At 64.6% G+C, this 20,596-nt stretch carries 16 protein-coding genes; 12 read left to right on the top strand and 4 right to left on the bottom strand.

Features of this window, described 5'->3' with window-relative positions; translation table 11 throughout:
* Positions 1-134: 134 nt before the first annotated feature.
* The 8 genes from HNR59_RS03805 (at position 135) to HNR59_RS03770 (ending at position 9,182) form a co-directional block, all read left to right on the top strand.
* The gene (locus tag HNR59_RS03805) at positions 135-1,316 is read left to right on the top strand and encodes an amidohydrolase (RefSeq protein ID WP_183826191.1); all 1,182 of its coding nucleotides are present in this window, start codon (positions 135-137) and stop codon (positions 1,314-1,316) included.
* 109 nt (positions 1,317-1,425) lie between these two features.
* Positions 1,426-2,397: an ornithine cyclodeaminase family protein gene (locus tag HNR59_RS03800; protein WP_183826189.1), complete on the top strand. Its 972-nt coding sequence runs from the start codon at positions 1,426-1,428 to the stop codon at positions 2,395-2,397.
* A gap of 25 nt (positions 2,398-2,422) precedes the next feature.
* Entirely contained in the window at positions 2,423-3,208 is a 786-nt protein-coding gene (locus HNR59_RS03795; RefSeq protein WP_183826187.1) for a transporter substrate-binding domain-containing protein, read from the top strand.
* 54 nt (positions 3,209-3,262) lie between these two features.
* Complete coding sequence (locus HNR59_RS03790) at positions 3,263-3,928, top strand: ABC transporter permease (protein ID WP_183826184.1); 666 nt, start codon at positions 3,263-3,265, stop codon at positions 3,926-3,928.
* A gap of 3 nt (positions 3,929-3,931) precedes the next feature.
* Entirely contained in the window at positions 3,932-4,639 is a 708-nt protein-coding gene (locus HNR59_RS03785) for an ABC transporter permease (RefSeq protein ID WP_183826181.1), read from the top strand.
* Positions 4,636-5,370 (top strand): amino acid ABC transporter ATP-binding protein, encoded by a 735-nt coding sequence (locus tag HNR59_RS03780; RefSeq protein WP_183826178.1) that lies wholly within the window; start codon positions 4,636-4,638, stop codon positions 5,368-5,370. The genes HNR59_RS03785 and HNR59_RS03780 overlap by 4 nt, the downstream gene beginning before the upstream one ends.
* Before the next feature lie 12 nt (positions 5,371-5,382).
* Positions 5,383-6,345 carry a threonine ammonia-lyase gene (locus HNR59_RS03775; protein WP_183826175.1) on the top strand — a complete coding sequence of 321 codons (963 nt, stop codon included), beginning with the start codon at positions 5,383-5,385 and terminating at the stop codon, positions 6,343-6,345.
* A 374-nt stretch (positions 6,346-6,719) separates the two neighbouring features.
* Complete coding sequence (locus HNR59_RS03770) at positions 6,720-9,182, top strand: DNA translocase FtsK (protein ID WP_183826172.1); 2,463 nt, start codon at positions 6,720-6,722, stop codon at positions 9,180-9,182.
* Between the two features lie 168 nt (positions 9,183-9,350).
* Here HNR59_RS03770 and HNR59_RS03765 read toward each other — a convergent pair whose 3' ends face one another.
* Positions 9,351-11,000: a GMC family oxidoreductase gene (locus HNR59_RS03765; RefSeq protein WP_425488618.1), complete on the bottom strand. Its 1,650-nt coding sequence runs from the start codon at positions 10,998-11,000 to the stop codon at positions 9,351-9,353.
* 322 nt (positions 11,001-11,322) lie between these two features.
* On the opposite strand from HNR59_RS03765, the gene HNR59_RS03760 reads away from it, so the two are divergent.
* From HNR59_RS03760 to HNR59_RS03745, 4 genes are all read left to right on the top strand, one after another.
* Positions 11,323-13,419 carry a 3-hydroxyacyl-CoA dehydrogenase NAD-binding domain-containing protein gene (locus tag HNR59_RS03760; protein WP_183826169.1) on the top strand — a complete coding sequence of 699 codons (2,097 nt, stop codon included), beginning with the start codon at positions 11,323-11,325 and terminating at the stop codon, positions 13,417-13,419.
* A 21-nt stretch (positions 13,420-13,440) separates the two neighbouring features.
* Positions 13,441-14,622: an acetyl-CoA C-acyltransferase gene (locus HNR59_RS03755; RefSeq protein WP_183826167.1), complete on the top strand. Its 1,182-nt coding sequence runs from the start codon at positions 13,441-13,443 to the stop codon at positions 14,620-14,622.
* Positions 14,623-14,723: 101 nt separating this feature from the next.
* A complete protein-coding gene (locus HNR59_RS03750) occupies positions 14,724-16,538 on the top strand; it encodes an acyl-CoA dehydrogenase family protein (protein WP_183826163.1) in 1,815 nt (604 codons plus the stop codon).
* 30 nt (positions 16,539-16,568) lie between these two features.
* On the top strand, positions 16,569-17,723 hold the full coding sequence (locus HNR59_RS03745) for an acyl-CoA dehydrogenase family protein (protein WP_183826160.1): 1,155 nt from the start codon (positions 16,569-16,571) through the stop codon (positions 17,721-17,723).
* Between the two features lie 70 nt (positions 17,724-17,793).
* Here the strand turns inward: HNR59_RS03745 and HNR59_RS03740 are convergent, their stop codons facing one another.
* From HNR59_RS03740 to HNR59_RS03730, 3 genes are all read right to left on the bottom strand, one after another.
* Positions 17,794-18,840, bottom strand: coding sequence for a phosphotransferase (locus HNR59_RS03740; RefSeq protein WP_183826157.1), 1,047 nt, complete (start codon positions 18,838-18,840; stop codon positions 17,794-17,796).
* Positions 18,841-18,842: 2 nt separating this feature from the next.
* Positions 18,843-19,598, bottom strand: coding sequence for an SDR family NAD(P)-dependent oxidoreductase (locus tag HNR59_RS03735; RefSeq protein WP_183826154.1), 756 nt, complete (start codon positions 19,596-19,598; stop codon positions 18,843-18,845).
* 79 nt (positions 19,599-19,677) lie between these two features.
* The gene (locus HNR59_RS03730) at positions 19,678-20,571 is read right to left on the bottom strand and encodes a TetR/AcrR family transcriptional regulator (protein WP_183826152.1); all 894 of its coding nucleotides are present in this window, start codon (positions 20,569-20,571) and stop codon (positions 19,678-19,680) included.
* Positions 20,572-20,596 lie beyond the last annotated feature (25 nt).

Raw genomic sequence — 20,596 nt, 5'->3', positions numbered from 1 at the left:
CTGAATTCGCCCTTGCCCGCCCCGAACGCGCTAGGAATGCGACCATCGCGGAATGGCGGGCTATGCGGGCATCGGCTTGGATTTTGTACCCGTATATGCAAATTGGACAGAAAAGTACATCCGGAGTTCTTCCCGTGTCTCACCTGCCTGTGTCTCACCCGCTTGCCGAAGATCGTGAAAAACTGGTCGCCATCCGCCATGCGCTTCACGCGCATCCGGAGATCGCGCGCGAAGAGGCATGGACCGCCGCCTATGTGGCCGAGAGGCTGCGTGAAGCGGACATTCCGTTCGAGGAGAACATCGGCGGCCACGGCATCGTCGCCACGATCGGGGGACAGGGCGAAGGGCAGGCAGTTGCCCTGCGCGCCGACATGGACGCGCTGGAAATCACCGAACTGTCGCAACTGCCCTATGCCTCGCAACAGGCAGGAAAGATGCATGCCTGCGGGCATGACGGCCATATGACCATATTGCTGGCGGCCGGCATCCATCTTGCGCGCAGCCGCGCCTTCGCCGGCAAGGTGCATCTCGTCTTCCAGCCCGCCGAAGAGCGTTACGGAGGCGCGCGCGAAATGGTTGCGGCCGGCATGCTCGAACGTTTCCCTGTGCAGCGCATTTTCGGCCTGCACAACTGGCCGGGGCTGACGGCTGGCGAAGTCGTGGTGCATGACGGACCGGTGATGGCCGGCACCTGCGAATTCACGGTCACTTTCCGGGGCGAAGGCGCGCATGGCGCGATGCCGCACATGGCGGGCGACCCGCTGCTTGCCGGCGGTCACTTCATGACGGGCATCCAGCAGGCGGTGGCACGCGCCGTCGATCCGCATGAGAGTGCTGTGGCAACCGTCGGCTCGTTCCAGGGCGGCCATGCCCAGAACATCATCCCGCAGGAAGCGCGGCTGACCGGGACGCTGCGCGCCTATCGCACCGAAACGCTCAAGCTTCTGCGCTCACGCGTCGAAAGCGTCGCCGCCGCTGCCGCCGCCATTGCCGGCTGCCGCAGCGCGGTCGAGTTCGATGAGTTCCTGTGCCCGCCCGTGGTCAACACCGCGGCCGAGCGCGACATCATGCGGCAGGCGGCTAGCGCGGCAGGCCTCACCCTTGCGCCCGGCGACACGCGCCCCAGCATGGCGGGCGACGATTTTGGCGACTTCCTCGTCCATCTGCCCGGCGCCTATGCGTGGATCGGCAACGGGCCGCTCAGACAGGATGCCGGCCTGCACCAGCCGCTCTACGACTTCAACGACGACATCATTTTGCCCGCGGCCATGCTTCTGGCTCGCTCGGCCGAGATTGCCCTGTCGCAGGCGAGGTAATGGACTAAAAAATTTATTATAGACAACTTAGTCCAAGTCTTGTTAGAAACTGTGTGCAAGGGAGGCACAGGCTCTGCAAGAGCCGATTTTTCAATCATCCGGGACCATCATGATCCAGCTTTCGCGCGCCGAAATCGAACAACTCGTCACGGTCGATGAAGGGGCCGTCGCCGCCGTGCGCGACGCCTATGTCGCCATCACCGATGGGCGCGGCAACGTTCCTCCTGTCGGCCACATCGCCTTCCCTGCCACCAATGGCGATTGCCACATCAAGTATGGCCACATTGCCGGCGACCCGATCTTCGCGGTGAAGATTGCCGCCGGCTTCTACGACAATCCGGCCAAAGGCCTGCCCTCCTCCACCGGCATCATCCTCGCCATCTCGGCCGAGACCGGCGAAGTGCGCGCCATCCTGAACGACGAGGGCTATCTGACCGACCTGCGCACCGGCATCGGCGGCGCGGTGGCCACGCTGGCACTGGCGCGTGACGATGCCGACAACGTGCTGATCGTCGGCACCGGCATACAGGCGCGCTACCAGAGCCGCGCGCTGGCAGCCCTTGCCGGCCGGCCGCTCTCCTTCCGCATCTGGGGCCGTTCGCCTGAGAAAACCGCTGCGATCGTTGCCGAACTCGCACGGGATGGGCTGAATGCCGCGCCTGCCGCCGACCTCGAAGCCGCCTGCCGCGCGGCCGACATCATCGTCACAACCACCCCGTCGACCGAACCGCTGGTCAGGTCGGACTGGGTGCGGCCGGGCACCCACATCACCGCCATGGGCGCCGACGGTCCCGGCAAGCAGGAGCTGGATACCGCGCTCGTCGCGCGCGCCGATGTCCGCGTATCGGACATGAAGACCCAGAGCCTCGGGCATGGCGAGTTTTCGCATGCCTGTTTAGCGGGTTTGATCGGCCGCGACGATTGCATCGAGCTCGGCGCCGTATTAGCAGGAACGACAGCGGGACGCCGCGCGGCGGAAGACATCACCATTGCCGATCTCACCGGCGTCGCCACACAGGACATCGCCATGGCCCGGACCGTTCTGGAACGAGCCACGGCGACGCAGCACGGTCGGAGCTGACCGACGTTTCAACAGGAACCAGATCATGAAGACGCTTGCCCTTTCTTCCCTTCTCGCCTGCCTGCTGGCCGGCACCGCGATGGCGGACAATCTGCGCGTCGGCACCAGCGCCGACTTCCCGCCATGGGAATCGGTCAATGAGGCCGGCGACGTCATCGGTTTCGACCGCGACGTGATCGATGAAGTGTGCAAGCGCATCGAAGCCGAGTGCACCGTGACCAACCAGGCGTTCGACGGCCTGCTGCCGGCCCTCCAGGTCGGCAAGTTCGACATGGTCATCTCCGGCATGTCGATCACCGAGGAGCGCGCCGAACAGGTCGATTTCTCCAGCGCCTATGCCGAGCCGCCTTACCGCTTCGCCGTTGCCGCCGGCAGCGACCTCGCCAAGATCGAAAAGCGCGAAGACCTTGAAGCCGCGCTGGAAGGCAAGGTCATCGGCGTGCAAACCGGCTCCACCCACGAAGCCGTCGTTCGCACCAATCTGCCGAAGTCGGAGCCGCGCCTCTACGAGCGCAACGAGCAGATCGCCGACGACCTCAATGCCGGCCGCATCGACGCCGGCCTGCTGGAGCAGTCGGTTTGGGAACAGCTGATGGAAGCGCGCAAGGACCAGCTCTCGCTCGCCGGTCCGCTGCTGTCGAGCGCCGATTACGCCGAGTTCGGCAACGGCACCGCCATCGCCATGCGCAAGGGCAGCGACGAGCTGAAGAAGCGCGTCGACGATGCCGTGACCTCCATGCTGGCAGACGGCAAGATCGCCGAACTGTCCAGCAAGTGGTTCGGTTACGACCTCTCCTACAAGGCCAAGTAATCCTTGCTGCCTGCGCCGCCTTCACGGCGGCGCAGGCACGGGACAGGAGCGCCGATGTCCGTCATCCTCACCTATCTGCCGCATCTTCTACAGGGCCTCGTGGTGACCCTGCAGGTTGCCGCCGGCAGCTTCGTGATCGGCCTGCTGATCGCCGTTCTCGCGGTGTTCGGCTGGAATTTCGGCCCGCTCCCGCTCAGATGGTTCATCTCCGCCTATGTCACCATCGTGCGTGGCCTGCCGGAGCTGCTGATCATCTTTCTGGTTTTCTACGGCGGCACTGTTTTGCTCAGCGGGGCCTTCGGCACCTATGTCGAGGTCAATGCGCTCACCGCCGGCATCTGTGCGCTGTCGGTGGTATCCGGCGCCTACCTCACCGAAATCCTGCGCGGTGCGTTGCTGACGGTGCCGCAAGGCCAGTGGGAAGCCGCCACCAGCCTTGGACTGAGCCGCATGACCGCCTTCCGCGACGTGGTGCTGCCGCAGATGCTCTCCTACGCGGTGCCGGGACTTGGCAACCAGTGGCTGGTGATCCTGAAGGAAAGCGCGCTGGTGTCGATCATCGGGCTGGAAGAACTGATGCGCAAGGGCGTGGTCGCAGCCGGCGCAACCCATTCGCCGATGACCTTCTATCTGACGGTCGGCGCGCTCTATGTCGCCATCACCGGCGTTTCGACACTGATCATCGGCGCCGCCGACCGGCGCGCGGCGAGAGGCAGGTAGACGATGTCGCCGGATATTTTCATCAAGGCCGCGCCGGTCGTCCTGCAGGGGCTGCAGCTCACCCTGATCATAACGATCGCCTCTTTCCTGCTCGGCCAGCTCCTCGCCCTGCCGCTGGGGCTTGCGCGTCAGGCCAGCTCGCCGCTGCTGCGCTGGCCGGCCGCCATCTACACATTTCTCATCCGCGGCAGCCCGCTCCTGGTGCAGCTCTTCATCATCTATTACGGGCTCGGCCAGATTCCGGCGATCCGCAACAGCATTCTGTGGCCGATCCTGCGTGAGCCGCTCTATTGCGGCATCATCGCCATCAGCCTGAATTCGGCCGCCTACATGGCCGAAGTCGTTGCCGGCGCGCTCCGCCGCGTGCCCAAGGGCCAGAGCGAGGCCTGCATTTCGCTCGGCATTTCACGCCGGCACCGCTTTACCGACGTGCTGCTGCCGCAGGTCTACCGGGAACTTCTGCCCAATATCGGCAATGAAATCATTCTGGTTCTGAAGTCCTCGTCGCTGGCAAGTGCTGTCACCATCATGGAGATCACCGGCGTGGCGCGGGCATTTACCGCGCGCACCTTCGCGCCGTTCGAGGTGTTCATCACCGCCGGCATTCTCTATCTCGCCATCGGCTTCGCCTTCACCTTCCTCTTCCGCCTGCTCGAACGCCGCTACGGCATAACCGGCACACGCACCCCCGCACCGGAGGCCAGCGCATGATCAAGGTCCGCAACCTCGTCAAATATTACGGGCAGACAAAGGTGCTGGACGGCATCAGCCTCGACGTCGCCAAGGGCGAGCGCATCGTGCTGTGCGGCCCGTCCGGCTCGGGCAAGTCGACGCTGGTGCGCTGCATCAACGGGCTGGAACAGCGCAGCGCCGGCGACATCGAGATCGCCGGGCACGTGCTGAAGCCAGATTGCTCCAACGTGCTGGAACTCGGCGGCGATGTCGGCATGGTGTTCCAGCAGTTCAACCTGTTTCCGCACATGAACGTGCTCGACAATCTCACCCTCGCCATGCGCCGGGTGCGCAGGACGCCGCGCGCGGAAGCCGAAATACAGGCCATGGCGATGCTGGAGCGCATGCAGCTCGGCGCCAAGGCGAAATCCTATCCGCGCGAACTGTCGGGCGGGCAGCAGCAGCGCGTCGCCATCGCACGCGCGCTGTGCATGAAGCCGAAGGTGATGCTGTTCGACGAACCCACCTCGGCCCTCGATCCGGAAATGGTGCAGGAGGTGCTGGACGTGATGACCGCCCTCTCGCGCGAAGGACTGACCATGATCGTCGTAACCCACGAAATGGGCTTTGCCCGCAACGTGGCCGACCGCATCGTGTTCATGGATGGCGGCGTGATCCTTGAGGAGGCGGCTCCCGATGCCTTCTTCGATCATCCGCAACACAACCGCACCCGCGAATTTCTCCGTCAGATCGGGCCGCGGACACACTGAAGGACCATTGCAATGACCGACATCGTTTTCGCCTCGGCGGCGCGATCCATGCAGGCGCGCGCCCGCATCCGCGACCACGTCTACCGCACCCCGCTGATTCCGGCACGCGGCAGCTATGGCCCCGAAGGCACACAGCTTCTGTTCAAGGCGGAGAATTTCCAGCTGACAGGCTCATTCAAGATCCGTGGCGCCGCCTCGGTGATGACCGCCGCCGCACCCGGCCAGAAGCTGGTCACCGCCTCCTCCGGCAATCACGGCATCGGCTCATCGCGCGCCGCCCGCTCGCTCGGTCAGGATCTCGTGGTGGTGCTGCCGGAATCGGTGGTGCCGTCCAAGCTGGAAAAGATCCGCTCCTACGGCGTCGAGGTCATCCTGCATGGCGCCGAGACCGGCCTTGCGGAACTGCATGCCCAGAAGCTGGCCGCAGAAAAGGGCTGGCGCTACATCTCGCCCTACAATGACGCCGACGTCATCGCCGGCCAGGGCACGATCGGCATCGAGCTGCTCGAACAATGCGCCGGCGTCGACAACGTCTTCATCGCCATGGGCGGCGGCGGCCTGATCAGCGGCATCGGCGCGGTGCTGAAGGCCTTCAGCCCACGCACCCGCGTGTGGGGCGTGGCAGCCACCCATTCGCAGGCGCTTGCCCTGTCGATGGCGGCCGGACGCGTGGTCGAATGCGAGCATCTCGACACGCTGGCCGACGCGGTTGCCGGTGGTATCGACGACGACACGCTTACCCTGCCTATGGCGACAGCCGTGGTGGATGAGGTCGTAGCCTGCTCGGAGGACGAGATCGCGGCGGCGCTGCGCGTCACGGCACAGGAAGAAAACATGCTGGTCGAAGGCTCGGCGGCACTGGCGCTGGCAGGCTTCAGCAAGGTGGCTGAACGCTGCGCCGGCCAGACCAGCGTGGTGCTGCTGTGCGGTGCGAATTTCGACCGCCAGACCATCCATCGCGTCGCGCTTGGCTGACCCTGACGGGATGCAGCAACGGCATCCCGCCTGATCATCGCAACGTCAATCTTTTCCGAACTTGCCGACGGCGAGGCGGGCCTGCCTGGCCCGCCTCGTCTGCCTTTTGTGGCAGCATGTCCCCAATCGGGACGCTCTGACCATCCGGACCGTCGATATTTTGCGACTGCACGCCTCTCAGGAAGGACCTGTTAACCATCGGTTCCTATTGCTTGGGGTGCAGTCAATCGGCGAGTCTTGAAATGTCATCCATGCGTCTATCCCGGGCTAACTTTTCGAACATGGTTTCGCAGGATGAAGATCCGCAGCCCGTTCGGCAGGAACAGCGCGCGCCCGCATATCAGCAGGCCGCCCCCCAGCCGCAGGCGCCGCGCATGAGCAATCTGCAAGGCACTGGCACCAGCTACGTTCAGGCGCGCGGCAATGGAGAGGTGTTCCCGACCTTCGGCGCAGCCGATGGCGAATTCGCCCGCCCCACCTATCAGAACTATTTCTTCCTCGCCCCCAATGTGCGCTTCACCCGCACGCCGGATCGCGAAATCCGGAAGATTCGCGATGACGAGGACCGCACGCACACTGAAGCCAACACGGCGGAGGCCCGGCCCGCACCGCAACCTGCCGCTGCGACACCTGCCGTGAACACCCGTCAGGCCGTGGCCGCCGGTCGGATCGTCGAGCCGATTCCGGAAATGGCCCCAGCGCCGCGCCCGGTCGCAGTGGAGCCGCAGACGCGGACTGAGCCGGAACCCACACAGGCCAGTGTCTGGACCCATCTGTCCGACCACGCCTTCTTTGAGTTCGCGGCTGAATTCCCCGCGGGCGAAAGCACCGGCGGCACGGCAAGACCCCACGCGGCTGCACCAGCCACCGCATCTGCTGCACCGTTCACACCGATGGCGCGCAGACAGCAGCCCGAACGTGCCCACATCACCGCTTCCGCGCTGCGCAATGCCGACATCACCACGCTTTATCGGGTGATCGAATGTGCGGTGACGGCCAACACGTTCAACGTTCAGTTCCAGCCGGCCGAAGCACCGGCGGAACAGGTTGCGGCCCCTGCCCCCGTGGCTGTGTCCGCTGAGCCCGCCGCCGTGGCTCCCATTACTGTGGAAGCGGCACCCGCATCGCCGGCCGAAGCGGCGTCAGAGCCCGTCGCGACGGCTGCCCCGCAGCCCGCGGCATCGGTGCAGGAAGCGCCTGCCCGCACGCCGCGCTCGGTCGAGATCACCATGCCGGCCCCGCGCGCACCGACGCTGCCGATGGCCGGGCGCGTGACGCAGGCAATCTCCGGCGATGTCTATGAGTTCCCTTCCGAGGATCTGCTGCAGGAAGCGCCCGAGGGTCAGGGCTTCTACATGTCGCAGGAGCGTCTGGAGCAGAATGCCGATCTTCTCGAAAGCGTGCTGGAGGATTTCGGCGTGCGCGGCGAGATCATCCACGTCCGCCCCGGCCCGGTCGTCACGCTGTATGAATTCGAGCCTGCGCCGGGCGTGAAATCTTCCCGCGTGATCAATCTCGCCGAGGACATCGCGCGTTCGATGTCGGCCATTTCCGCGCGCGTCGCCGTGGTTCCCGGCCGCAACGTGATCGGCATCGAGCTGCCCAACGAAACCCGCGAGACGGTCTATTTCCGCGAGATGATCGAATCGGAAAGTTTTCGCGAGAGCAGCGCCAAGCTGGCGGTCTGCCTCGGCAAGACCATCGGCGGGGAACCGGTGATCGCCGAGCTTGCCAAGATGCCGCATCTGCTGGTCGCCGGCACCACCGGCTCGGGCAAGTCAGTGGCCATCAACACCATGATCCTGTCGCTGCTCTACCGGCTGAAGCCGGAGGAATGCCGCCTCATCATGGTCGATCCCAAGATGCTGGAACTGTCGGTCTATGATGGCATCCCGCATCTGCTGACCCCCGTCGTGACCGATCCCAAGAAGGCAGTCACGGCGCTGAAATGGGCCGTGCGCGAGATGGAAGACCGCTATCGCAAGATGGCGAAGCTCGGCGTGCGCAACATCGACGGCTACAACCAGCGCGCCGCCGCCGCCCGCGACAAGGGCGAAAGCGTGGTCATGCAGGTGCAGACAGGCTTCGAGAAGGGCACGGGCGAACCGACCTTCGAGGAGCAGGAGATCGACCTGTCGCCGATGCCCTATATCGTCGTCATCGTCGACGAGATGGCCGACCTGATGATGGTCGCCGGCAAGGAGATCGAAGGCGCGATCCAGCGTCTCGCCCAGATGGCGCGCGCCGCCGGCATCCACCTGATCATGGCCACCCAGCGGCCGTCGGTGGACGTCATCACCGGCACCATCAAGGCGAACTTCCCGACCCGTATCTCCTTCCAGGTCACCTCGAAGATCGACAGCCGCACCATTCTCGGCGAACAGGGTGCGGAGCAGCTGCTCGGACAGGGCGACATGCTGCACATGGCCGGCGGCGGGCGCATCGCGCGCGTGCACGGCCCCTTCGTCTCCGACGACGAGGTGGAGCAGGTCGTGGCGCATCTGAAGACGCAGGGCCGTCCCGAATATCTGGAGACGGTGACCGCCGACGAAGACGAGGAAGAGCCCGAGGTCGACGAGGGCGCCGTCTTCGACAAGAGCGCCATGGGCGCGGAAGATGGCGACAGCCTGTTCGAAGAGGCGGTGAAGGTGGTGATGCGCGACAAGAAGTGCTCCACCTCCTACATCCAGCGCCGCCTCGGCGTCGGCTACAACCGCGCCGCCTCGCTGGTCGAACGCATGGAAAAGGAAGGGCTGGTCGGTGCGCCCAACCACGTCGGCAAGCGCGAGATCCTGATGGGCAAGCGCGACCATGCCGATCAGGGCGGCTTCGACTGATCCGCGACACGCTGCGAGAAACAGTTCGGCCGGCAGCGCTTCACCGCTGCCGGCCGAATTGCTTTCAGAGCATTTTTCAGTCGGACGGAAGCGTCTGACATCGCACAAATGCGGCGGGAGAAAACAAGCTGGAGCAGCGGGGTTGCGTTCGTCAGAACGCCCGCTGCTCTAGCGGGCCGCGAGGATCATGTCGGACGCCTTTTCGGCGATCATCACCGTTGGCGCATGGGTGTTGCCGGAAACGATGGTGGGCATGATCGAGGCATCCACGACGCGCAGCCGTTCCAGTCCGCGCACCTTCAGTTGCGGATCGACCACGGCATCGTCATCGCTGCCCATGCGCGCCGTGCCGACCGGATGGAAGATGGTGGTGGCGATGTCGCCGGCGGCGCGCCACAGCTCCTCCGGCGTCGAGATATGCGCGCCGGGCTTGAACTCTTGCGGTCGGAATTCGCTCATACGTTTCGTCGCCATCAGCCTTCGCGCCTGTTGCACGCATTGCACCGCCACTTCGCGGTCGCCATCGGTGGACAGATAGTTCGGTGCGATCCGCGGCGGCTGGCGCGGATCGGCGGAACTGATGCGCACATGGCCGCGTGATTCCGGGCGCAGATTGCACACCGAAACTGTGACCGCCGGGAAATCGTGCAGCGGCTCGCCGAAGGTTTCCAGCGACAGCGGCTGGATGTGGAATTCGATGTTGGGCGTGTCGAAGCGCGGATCGGAGCGCATGAAGATGCCGTACTGGCTGGGGGCCATCGCCATCGGTCCCGAGCGCTTCAGCGCATATTCCAGCGCGATGCCGGCCTTGCCCCACAGGCTCGCCTGCCGTTCGTTCAGCGTGCGCGCGCCCTCGATGCGGAAGGCGGTGCGGATCTGCAGATGGTCCTGCAGATTCTCGCCGACACCTGCCATCTCGTGACGCACCTCGATGCCGTTGGCCTTCAGCAGGCCGGCCGGCCCGACACCGGACAGTTGCAGAAGCTGCGGCGAGTTGATCGCGCCTGCCGACAGAAGCAGCTCGCGCCCGATGCGGGCGCTGCAAAGCCGTCCGTCCCGCCCCCGATAGAGGAGCGCCGTTGCCTTCTTGCCATCGAAGAGGATGCGCTCGGCGGCTGCATGGGTGACGATGCGCAGATTGGGCCGATTGCGGATGGGTTTCAGGAAGGCGCGGGCGGCACTGAAGCGCACGCCGTTCTTCTGGTTGACCTCGAAATAGCCGGCGCCCTCATTGTCGCCGGCATTGAAATCCTCGCTTGCCGGAATACCGAGTTCGGCGGCGGCTTCAGTCACCGCATCGAGGATCGGCCAGCTCAGACGCTGGCGCTCGACGCGCAGCGGCCCGCCACGGCCATGGCTTGCATTGTCGTGGAGATAGTGATCCTCCGAGCGGCGAAACAGCGGCAGCACGTCGTCCCAGCCCCAGCCGGGATTGCCCATCTGGCGCCAGCGGTCGTAGTCGCGCGCCTGTCCGCGCATGTAGATCATGCCATTGATGGAGGAACAGCCGCCGAGAACCTTGCCGCGCGGGTAGAGCAGCGAGCGGCCGTTGAGGCCCGCCTCTTCTGCCGTGCGATAGCACCAGTCGGTGCGCGGATTGCCGATGCAGTAGAGATAGCCGACCGGGATATGCACCCAATGGTAATTGTCGCTGCCGCCCGCCTCCAGCAGCAGCACCCGGTTTTTCGGATCCACGCTCAGCCGGTTGGCGAGCACGCAGCCGGCCGAACCGGCACCGACAACGATGTAATCCCATTCTCCCTGGTCGGCCCCCTGGTCGGCAGCGTCGAGGCCACCCGGCATGCGATCTGTTCCCATGCCGAATTCTTGGTCGAGAACCGATCATCGCGCAAGCCGAAGCGCAATGGAATTCGGCCGCTGGCCCATAACGGGCACCGTCTTCCGGTACCTTCATTTGTGTCGGGAGAGCAACTTCCATATTATTTTACTTTTGGATGGTAAAATTACCATAAGGTAAGTAAAGTGCGCTGAATGGCCGAAACCAGCGCGGAATTCCAGCGATAAGAAAGACCGCTCCCGGCTCATATTCCACAATGCGGAATTAAATTCCGCAATATTGACGAGAAGCCGGTTCGTTTCTATAGAACCGTCTGAAGCCACAGGGAGAAGGTGCACAGCCATGGATAATCCGGTCAGTTTCGAGCGCCGCGCGCGCATCGGCATCATCACCATCGACAGCCCGCCCGTGAACGCGCTTGGACATGCGGTGCGCGTGGGACTGGTCGCCGCGCTGGAAGAAGCCGGACGCGACCCGCAGGTCGAAGCCATCGTGCTCAACTCGGCCGGACGCATCTTCACCGCCGGGGCAGATATCCGCGAGTTCGGCAAGCCTTCGCAGGCGCCGACCCTTCCCGAGGTCATCGCTGCTTTCGACCGGAGCGCGAAGCCGATCGTGGCCGCGCTGCACGGAACCGCCCTTGGCGGCGGGCTGGAACTGCCCATGGGGTGCCACTATCGCGTGGCGCTTGCCGGCACCAAAATCGGCCTGCCCGAAGTCAAGCTCGGCCTATTGCCGGGCGCCGGCGGCACGCAGCGCCTGCCACGCCTGACCGGCGCGGAACGGGCGCTGGACATGATCGTCACCGGCAATCCGGTGGAAGCGGCAGAAGCTCTTGAGCTTGGCATCGTCGATGCAGTCTATCCGGACGGCATCGCTCTGGATGCCGCGCTCGATTTCATCGAAAAGACCGGCGTGGACAAGCTGACCGCCACGCCCGTCAGCAGCCGTACCGACAGGATCGCCAACACCGATCCGGCCGTGTTTGCCGCCGCCCGCGCAAAGCTTGCGAAGGAAAAGCCCAACCTGTTCTCGCCACAGCGCTGCGTCGATGCCGTCGAGGCAGCCGTGCAGTTTCCCTTCACCGAGGGCCTCGCCCGCGAGCGCGCCCTGTTTCAGGAATGCATGGCCTCGCCGCAGCGCGCCGGCCTCATCCACGCCTTCTTCGGCGAGCGCGAAGTGGCCAAGATCCCCTCGCTGCCGGCCGGAACGCCGCTGCGCAAGGTGGAAAAGGTTGGCGTCATCGGCGCCGGCACCATGGGCAGCGGCATCGCCATGTGCTTTGCCAGCGCCGGCATTCCCGTCACGCTGGTCGACGCCAAGCCCGAAGCCCTTCAGGCCGGCCTTGCCAATGTGCGCCGCACCTATGAGGGCAACGCCAAAAAGGGCCGCATCAGTGCCGAAGAGGCGGAGCGCCGCATTGCACTGGTGCAGCCGGCGGAATCGGTCGATGCGCTGTCAGACGCCGATCTGGTGATCGAGGCCGTGTTCGAGGATATGGAGCTGAAGAAGAAAATCTTCGCCGCGCTCGACAGGGTCTGCAAGCAGGGAGCGATCCTGGCCACCAACACCTCGACGCTCGATGTCGACGCCATCGCCGAAGCCACCTCGCGTCCGCAGGACGTGTGCGGCATGCACTTCTTCAGCCCGGCCAACATCATGCGCCTGCTGGAAAATGTCCGTGGCGAAAAGACCAGCGACGACGTGATCGCCACAATCATGGATGTGGCCCGCCGCATCGGCAAGGTCGGCGTTCTGGTCGGCGTCTGCTACGGCTTCGTCGGCAACCGCATGCTGCATCAGCGCGGCCGCGAGGCGATGTCGCTGGTCGAGGAAGGTGCGGCACCCGAGCAGGTCGATGCCGTGCTCAAGGGCTTCGGCTTCCCCATGGGGCATTTCGCGATGAGCGATCTTGCCGGCGTGGATGTCGGCTGGCGTATCAGGCAGGAACGCCGCAAGGCCGGCGCGCCGGACGCCATCGCCCCCAACTGGCTGGACCGCATCGCCGAACTCGGCCGCTATGGCCAGAAGACCGGAGCCGGCATCTATCGCTACGAGCAGGGCGACCGCACGCCACGCCCCGATCCGGAAGTGGCGAAGATACTGGAGGATTACCGCCGCGAAGCCGGCATTGCACCGCGCCCGATCGACGATCAGGAAATTCTCGAACGCTGCCTCTACGCCATGGTCAACGAGGGTGCACGCATCCTTGAGGAAGGCGTTGCCCTGCGGGCGGTCGACATCGACGTCATCTGGCTGCACGGCTACGGCTTCCCCGCCTATCGCGGCGGACCGATGTTCTGGGCCGATCAGGTGGGTCTCGGCAAGATCCATGACACGCTTGTGGCGCTGCATGACAAGACCGGCGAGCCGCACTGGAAGCCATCGCCCCTGCTGGAGCGGCTGGCGAAAGCCGGCCAGACCTTCGCCTCGCTGTAACCCTCGCCGGAGCCACTTGCCATGACCGAAGCCGTCGTCGTTTCCACCGCCCGCACCCCGCTCGCCAAGTCGTTCCGGGGCGCGTTCAACAACACCCACAGCCTCGAACTGGGCGCGCATGTCGTCGGCAATGCCGTGGCACGGGCCGGCATCGACAAGGATGAGGTCGAGGACCTCGTTCTCGGCGCCACCTTCCATGAGGGGCCGCAGGGCAAGAACATGGCGCGGCTGTGCGCCCTGCGCGCCGGACTGCCCGATACCGTTTCCGGGCTCAGCATCAACCGCTTCTGCTCGTCTGGCCTGCAGGCCATCGCCATCGCCGCCCAGCGCATCATCGTCGACAAGGTACCGGTGATGGTCGCCGGCGGGCTGGACTCGATCAGCCTCATCCAGAACGACGTCAACAAGCATCTCGGCATCGAGCCGTGGCTCGGCAAGCACCGGCCGGACGTCTATCTGCCGATGATCGAAACCGCCGACATCGTCGCCGAGCGCTATGGCGTAAGCCGGCAGGCTCAGGACGAATACGCCCTGTTCAGCCAGCAGCGCACGGCAGCCGCGCAGCAGGCCGGGCGCTTCGACGACGAGATCGTGCCGCTCGCCACCACCAAGCTGGTGTTCGACAAGGCGACCGGGACCACGTCGCAGCAGGAGGTCATGCTCCATCAGGACGAGTGCAACCGCCCAGACACGACCATCGAGGGCCTTGCAAAGCTGGAGCCGGTGAGAGGGCCCGAAAAATTCATCACTGCCGGCAATGCCAGCCAGCTGTCCGATGGCGCATCGGCCTGCGTGGTGATGGACGCGAAGCTTGCCGAGAAGCGCGGCTTGCAACCACTCGGCATCTTCCGCGGCTTCGCCGTCGCCGGCTGCAAGCCGGACGAAATGGGCATCGGCCCCGTCTATGCGGTCCCCCGCCTTCTGGAGCGCAACGGCCTGACGATCGACGACATCGACCTGTGGGAGCTCAACGAAGCCTTCGCCAGCCAGGTCGTTTACTGCCGCGACACGCTCGGCATTCCGATGGAAAAGCTCAACGTCAATGGCGGCTCCATCGCCATCGGCCATCCCTACGGCGCCACCGGCTCGCGTCAGGTCGGCCATGTGCTGATCGAGGGCAGGCGTCGCAACGCCCGCTATGCGGTCGTCACCATGTGCGTGGGCGGCGGCATGGGCGCGGCGGGTTTGTTCGAAGTCGCATGACAGCCGGCTAATCATGTGGGCAGGCTTCACGGCCTGCCCCTTCTCCCCACGCGACAACCCGGAACCCGAACTCGCGCCAAGGTGCGCCAGCGAGACCCTTCATGGCCCTTCAGGAAAATGCACTGGCCGTCATGGCCGATGAACTCGAATTCCTGCTGTTCGACCTGCTCGACGTGCAGAAGTTGACGGAGCGGCCGCGCTTTGCCGACCATTCGCGCGAAACCTTCGCCGCCGTGCTGCGTACAGCACGGGATGTGGCCGGCCAGCACTTCGCCCCTCATGCCCGCAAGAGCGACGAGAACGAGCCGCGTTTCGAGAATGGCAAGGCGGTGGTGATCCCGGAAGTGAAGGAGGCGCTGCGCCATTTCGCCGAAGCCGGCTTTTCCGCCGCGACCGCCGATTACGAGGACGGCGGCATGCAATTGCCGTTCGCGGTGCATATGGGTGCCGGGGCGCTGTTTGCCGCCTCCAACATCGCCACCAAGAGCTACACCTCGCTGACGGCGGCGGCCGCCAACATCATCGCTTCCTTCGGCACGCCGGATCAGAAGCGGCTGTTCGAGCGGCCAATGCGCGAGGGCCGCTATTTCGGCACCATGGTGCTGACCGAGCCGCAGGCCGGCTCCTCGCTGGCCGATGTGCGCACCACGGCGACGCCGGCCGGTGATGGCACCTACCGCATCTGCGGCAACAAGATCTTCATCTCCGGCGGCGACCACGAGATGGGCGAGAACATCGTCCATCTCGTGCTGGCGCGCCTGCCCGATGCGCCGGCCGGCGTGCGTGGCATCTCGCTGTTCATCGTGCCGAAGACGCTGGTCAATCAGGACGGCACGCCGGGCGAGCGCAACGATGTGGCGCTGGCCGGGCTGATCCACAAGATGGGCTGGCGCGGCACCACTTCCGCCATGTTGAACTTCGGCGAAAAAGGCGGTGCGACCGGCTATCTCGTCGGCGAGCCCAACCGCGGGCTGGTCTACATGTTCCACATGATGAACGAGGCCCGCATCAATGTCGGCAGCGGCGCGGCCGCGCTCGGCTATGCCGCCTACCGCCATGCGCTGGATTATGCGCGCGAACGCCGGCAGGGCCGGCCGGTCGAGGCGAAGGACGCCACGCAGCCGCAGGTGCCGATCATCGAGCATGCCGACATACGCCGCATGCTGCTGGCCCAGAAGGCCTATGCCGAAGGTGCTGTAGCGCTGTGCATGTTTGCAGCGACGCTGATCGACGACAAGCACACGGCAGCCTCGGAAGCTGCACGAAAGGACGCCGAAGACCTGCTCGAAATCCTGACCCCGATCGTCAAGAGCTGGCCCAGCCAGTGGTCGCAGGAGACCATCTCGCTGGCGATACAGGTGCATGGCGGCTACGGCTACACCCGCGAATATCCGGTCGAGCAGCTTTACCGGGAAAACCGCCTCAACGCCATTCACGAAGGCACGCACGGCATTCAGGGCATGGACCTGCTCGGGCGCAAGGTGGTGATGAACGACGGCCGCGCCTTCGAGCTTCTGTGCGCGCGCATTTCCGCAAGCGCCAACCGCGCCATTGGCACCCCGGCACTGGCGGAGGAAGGCCGGGCGCTGGTGGAGGCGCTGGCGCGCGTGCGCGCCGTAACCGCGCACCTCACCCGGCAGATGGCCGACGGCAAGCGTGCCGAAGTGCTCGCCAACGCCTCGGTCTATCTGGAGGCGCTGGGCCATGTCGTGGTCGCGTGGATCTGGCTCGATCAGGCACTCTGTGCCCGGAAGCTTCTGGATGCGGGCGACCCCCGGCAGGCGGCTCTCAACGGCAAGCTGCATGCCTGCCGCTACTTCATGCGATGGGAACTGCCGCGCATCAGCCCGCAGTTCGACAGGCTCGAAGCGGGTGACGACACATGGTCGGCCATGCCCGACGACTGGTTCCACTGACCCCGAAAACACTTCTCACGGGAGACCCCGATGGCTCTGGACAGCGAAACACTCGACCAGCTGCTCGAAACGATCAGGCGCTTCGTGCGCGAGCGGCTGGTGCCGCTCGAACATCAGGTAGCCGAGAATGATGCCATTCCGGCCGAAATCATCACGGCCATGCGCGAGATGGGGCTGTTTGGCCTGTCGATCCCGGAAGAACATGGCGGCCTCGGCCTGTCGATGGAAGAGGAGGTGTGCGTCGCCTTTGAGCTCGGGCGCACCTCGCCAGCCTTCCGCTCGCTGATCGGCACCAACAACGGCATCGGCTCGCAGGGCATCGTCATCGACGGCACCGAGGAGCAGAAGCGCAAATATCTGCCTCGTCTGGCCAGCGGCGAACTGGTCGGATCCTTCGCGCTGACCGAGCCGGAAGCCGGTTCCGACGCGGGCTCTCTGCGCACCTCGGCACGGCGCGACGGCGACTTCTACGTGCTGAACGGCACCAAGCGCTTCATCACCAATGCGCCGGTGGCCGGGCTGTTCACGGTGTTCGCCCGCACCGATCCCGCCAGCACGGATGCGCGCGGCGTCAGCGCCTTTCTCGTCGAGGCCGGAACGCCCGGCCTGTCCTTCGGCCCGCCCGACCGCAAGATGGGCCAGAAGGGCGCTCATACCTGCGACGTCATCTTCGAGGATTGCCGCATTCCGGCCGACGCCGTTCTGGGCGGCAGGGAAGGACAGGGCTTCAAAACGGCCATGAAAGTGCTCGATCGCGGACGCCTGCACATTTCGGCGGTATGCGTGGGGGCCTCCAAACGCCTTATCGACGATAGCCTGCGCTATGCGGCCGAGCGGCGTCAGTTCGGCAAGCCGATCGCTGAATTCCAGCTCGTGCAGGCGATGCTTGCCGACAGCCGTGCGGAGTCCTACGCCGCCGAGTGCATGGTGATGGAAACGGCGCGCCGCAAGGATGCCGGGCAGGACGTCTCCACCGATGCGGCCTGCTGCAAGATGTTCGCCTCGGAAATGGTAGGGCGGGTGGCTGACCGGGCCGTGCAGGTGCATGGCGGCGCCGGCTATATCGCGGACTACGGCATCGAGCGCTTCTATCGCGACGTGCGCCTGTTCCGCATCTATGAGGGCACGACGCAGATCCAGCAGATCGTCATCGCCCGCAACATGGTGCGTGAACTGACGCAATAATTCAGCGGGCAGGCGCAAAGGAAAAGGGCAGGAGGTGAACTCCTGCGCTTCTTTTTGGCTGCAACCCGGATTATTTGCCGGCTATCATGTCGGCAGCGGTTCTGGCCAGCACCTTGCGGCGGCCGGCAACGGAGATGGCATTGGCCGAGCTGGCATTGCCCTGCAGCGCGCGTGCATAGACACCCTGCAGAATGGCGATCAGCCGAAACAGCGAAAAGACGAGGTAGAAGGTCCAGTCGTTGATCCCACTTCGCCCTGTCGCCGCTCCATATGTGGCTAGCAATTCTTCCTCACGGGGAATGCCAAGTTCCTTCAGGTCGAGCCCCAGCAGACCCTTTGCATTTTCTCCATCTGCCGGCAGGTGATACGGCAGGCAGCAATAGGCAAGATCGCCCAGCGGATCGCCAAGCGTCGAAAGCTCCCAGTCGAGCACGGCGCGCACAACCGGCTCGTGCCGGTCGAACACCAGATTGCCCAGCCGGAAATCGCCATGGGCCAGCGTGGTTCTCGCCTCCGCCGGCAGGTTCTTCTCCAGCCAGACGATGATGTCCTCGACCAGCGGATCGGCATCACCCGCGGCAGAATCGCGATATTGCTTCGACCATCTGTCGAGCTGGCGCACGATGTAATTGCCCGGCCGGCCGAAATCGGCCAGCCCCGCCGCCGCCCAGTCGACATTGTGAAGGGCGGCCATGGTAGAAATCATCGCCTGATAGCAGGCGGTGCGCTCATGTGGTGAACTGTCGGGCATATGCGGGAGATCGAAGACACGACCCTCGACATAGTCCATCAGATAGAAGGGCGTGCCGATGACCCCTTCATCCTCGCACAGCAGGAAACTGCGCGGCACCGGCACAGCCGAGCCTTGCAGGGCGCTGATGACGCGGTACTCGCGCTCCACCTGATGGGCCGATTTCAGCAGCGTCCCGGACGGCTTCTTGCGCAGCACCATGCGCCAGCTCTCGCCTTCCAGCAGAAAGGTCGGGTTGGACTGGCCACCCTGAAATTGCAGAATACGGAACGGGCCGGAGGCTTCAGGGAGGTTTGCGGCAAGATAGTCCTGCAGCGCTGCCTCGTCGAAGCGATGAGAGGGTAGTGGATCGACAAGCAATGACATGGTCAGGACGCCATTTCGCCGCCGTCAGCCACCAGAACCTGCCCCGTGACATAGGATGACAGGTCGGAGGCGAGGAACAGAGCGACGCCGGCTATTTCTTCCGGGCGGCCGATGCGACGCAGCGGCGTGCGGCTCTCGACCCGCGCCAGCCGCTCCGGATCCTCGATCAGCGCTCTGGCGAAATCGGTGGCGATCAGCCCCGGCGCGATGGCGTTGACGCGGACATTCGACGGCCCCCATTCCAGCGCCAGATTGCGCGCCAGAGCTGCCTCGGCCGCCTTTGACATGCCGTAGCAGCCGATAGTGGTGGTGCCGCGCAAACCGGCAATGCTCGACAGCAGGATGACAGATCCGCCGCCGCGCTGCGCCATCTGCGGGATGACCATGTTGCACAGCCAGAATGTGCCCTTCACATTGGCGTCCATGATCTTGTCGAAGGCCGCGTCGCTCAGCTCGCCCATGGTGCCGTAGACGGGATTGACCGCCGCGTTGCAGACGAGAATGTCGATGGGTCCGAAATGCGCCTCGGTGGCGTCTGCCAGACCCCGCAGATCCTCCTTGCGTCCGATATGACACGCATGGGCAAACGCCTTATGCCCCTCAGCACGCAGCGCGGCAGCCACCTCCTCGCATGCATCGGCCTTGCGGCTGGAGACCACAACGGAAGCTCCAGCCTTCGCATACGCCTCTGCGATCGCCTTGCCGATGCCCCGGCTCGACCCCGTGATGACGGCAACTTTCCCATTCAGATCAATCATGATGTTCCTGCATCGTTGGGGTGTGTTTTATCCATCGGCGCTCGGTGCGCCGGTTCAACCCGGATAAAAAATCAGCGTCTTACTTAGCCGGCTTTTTATTTTCAGATTTTGTGGAAGACGATTTCCGTCCCGGCGGCGGAGCAGCGCCGGCCTTATCCGGCTTTTGCTGCCCAGCGCCTTCATTCGCCATGGAACCGGCAAAGCCGTCGATCAGCCTGTGGCGGTCGCGCTCGAAGGCGCCCTGCAATTCCCTGACCTGCTCGTTCAGCGCATCCAGGCGGGCAGCGGTCTCGGCCATGGCGTCGGTGGTTTCCACATATCGGGGCCAGGCACCGACGCGCCTGCTGCCGTCATCGATGAAACCGCGCTCCAGAATCTCGCAGACCACTCCCGTGATTTCGTCCTTAGGGAAAGGCGCGAACTTTATCCAGTGATGGACATAGTTGCACATGCCGAACAGCGACAGCACCATGAGGCGCGTCGGCATCGGCTTGAACAGGCCGGATGCCTGACCTTCACGCACCACCGCCTCGAATTTCTTTTCAAAGGTCCGTTTGCGGCGCAGCGTTGCCTCATAGTTGGCGGCAGGCAGCGCATTCTGCTGGAAGTGGATCAGCGACCACATATCGGCCTGCTCGATCATCAGCCCGATATAGCTGGAAACCATGCGACGCAGCCGCTCATCGGGCGAGAAAGCCTCATCCGCGATCGGCAGCACCTCGGCCTCGGCTTTGGTCAACATCCGGTCGTAGATCTCGACCAGTATGTCCTCCTTGCTGCGGACATAGTGGTAGAGCGCAGCCTTCTGGATGCCAAGCCGCTCGCCGATGTCATCAAGCGAAGCCCCGTGATAGCCCTTGGACGAAAAAAGCTCGGCGGAGACAGTGAGAATCTGCTCCCATCGTTCCTCAGCCCTGAGGCGACGCCTTGGCTTTGGAGCCGGCTGCTCTGCCTTCCCGGCGTTTGTGGCCATGTTCCTGGTTCCCGACCTTCCGGCA

The organism is Aquamicrobium lusatiense, assembly GCF_014201615.1.
Lineage (GTDB): Bacteria > Pseudomonadota > Alphaproteobacteria > Rhizobiales > Rhizobiaceae > Mesorhizobium > Mesorhizobium lusatiense.
Note: the sequence above shows the minus strand (reverse complement) of the source record. Positions and strands in the feature narration are given on the sequence as shown.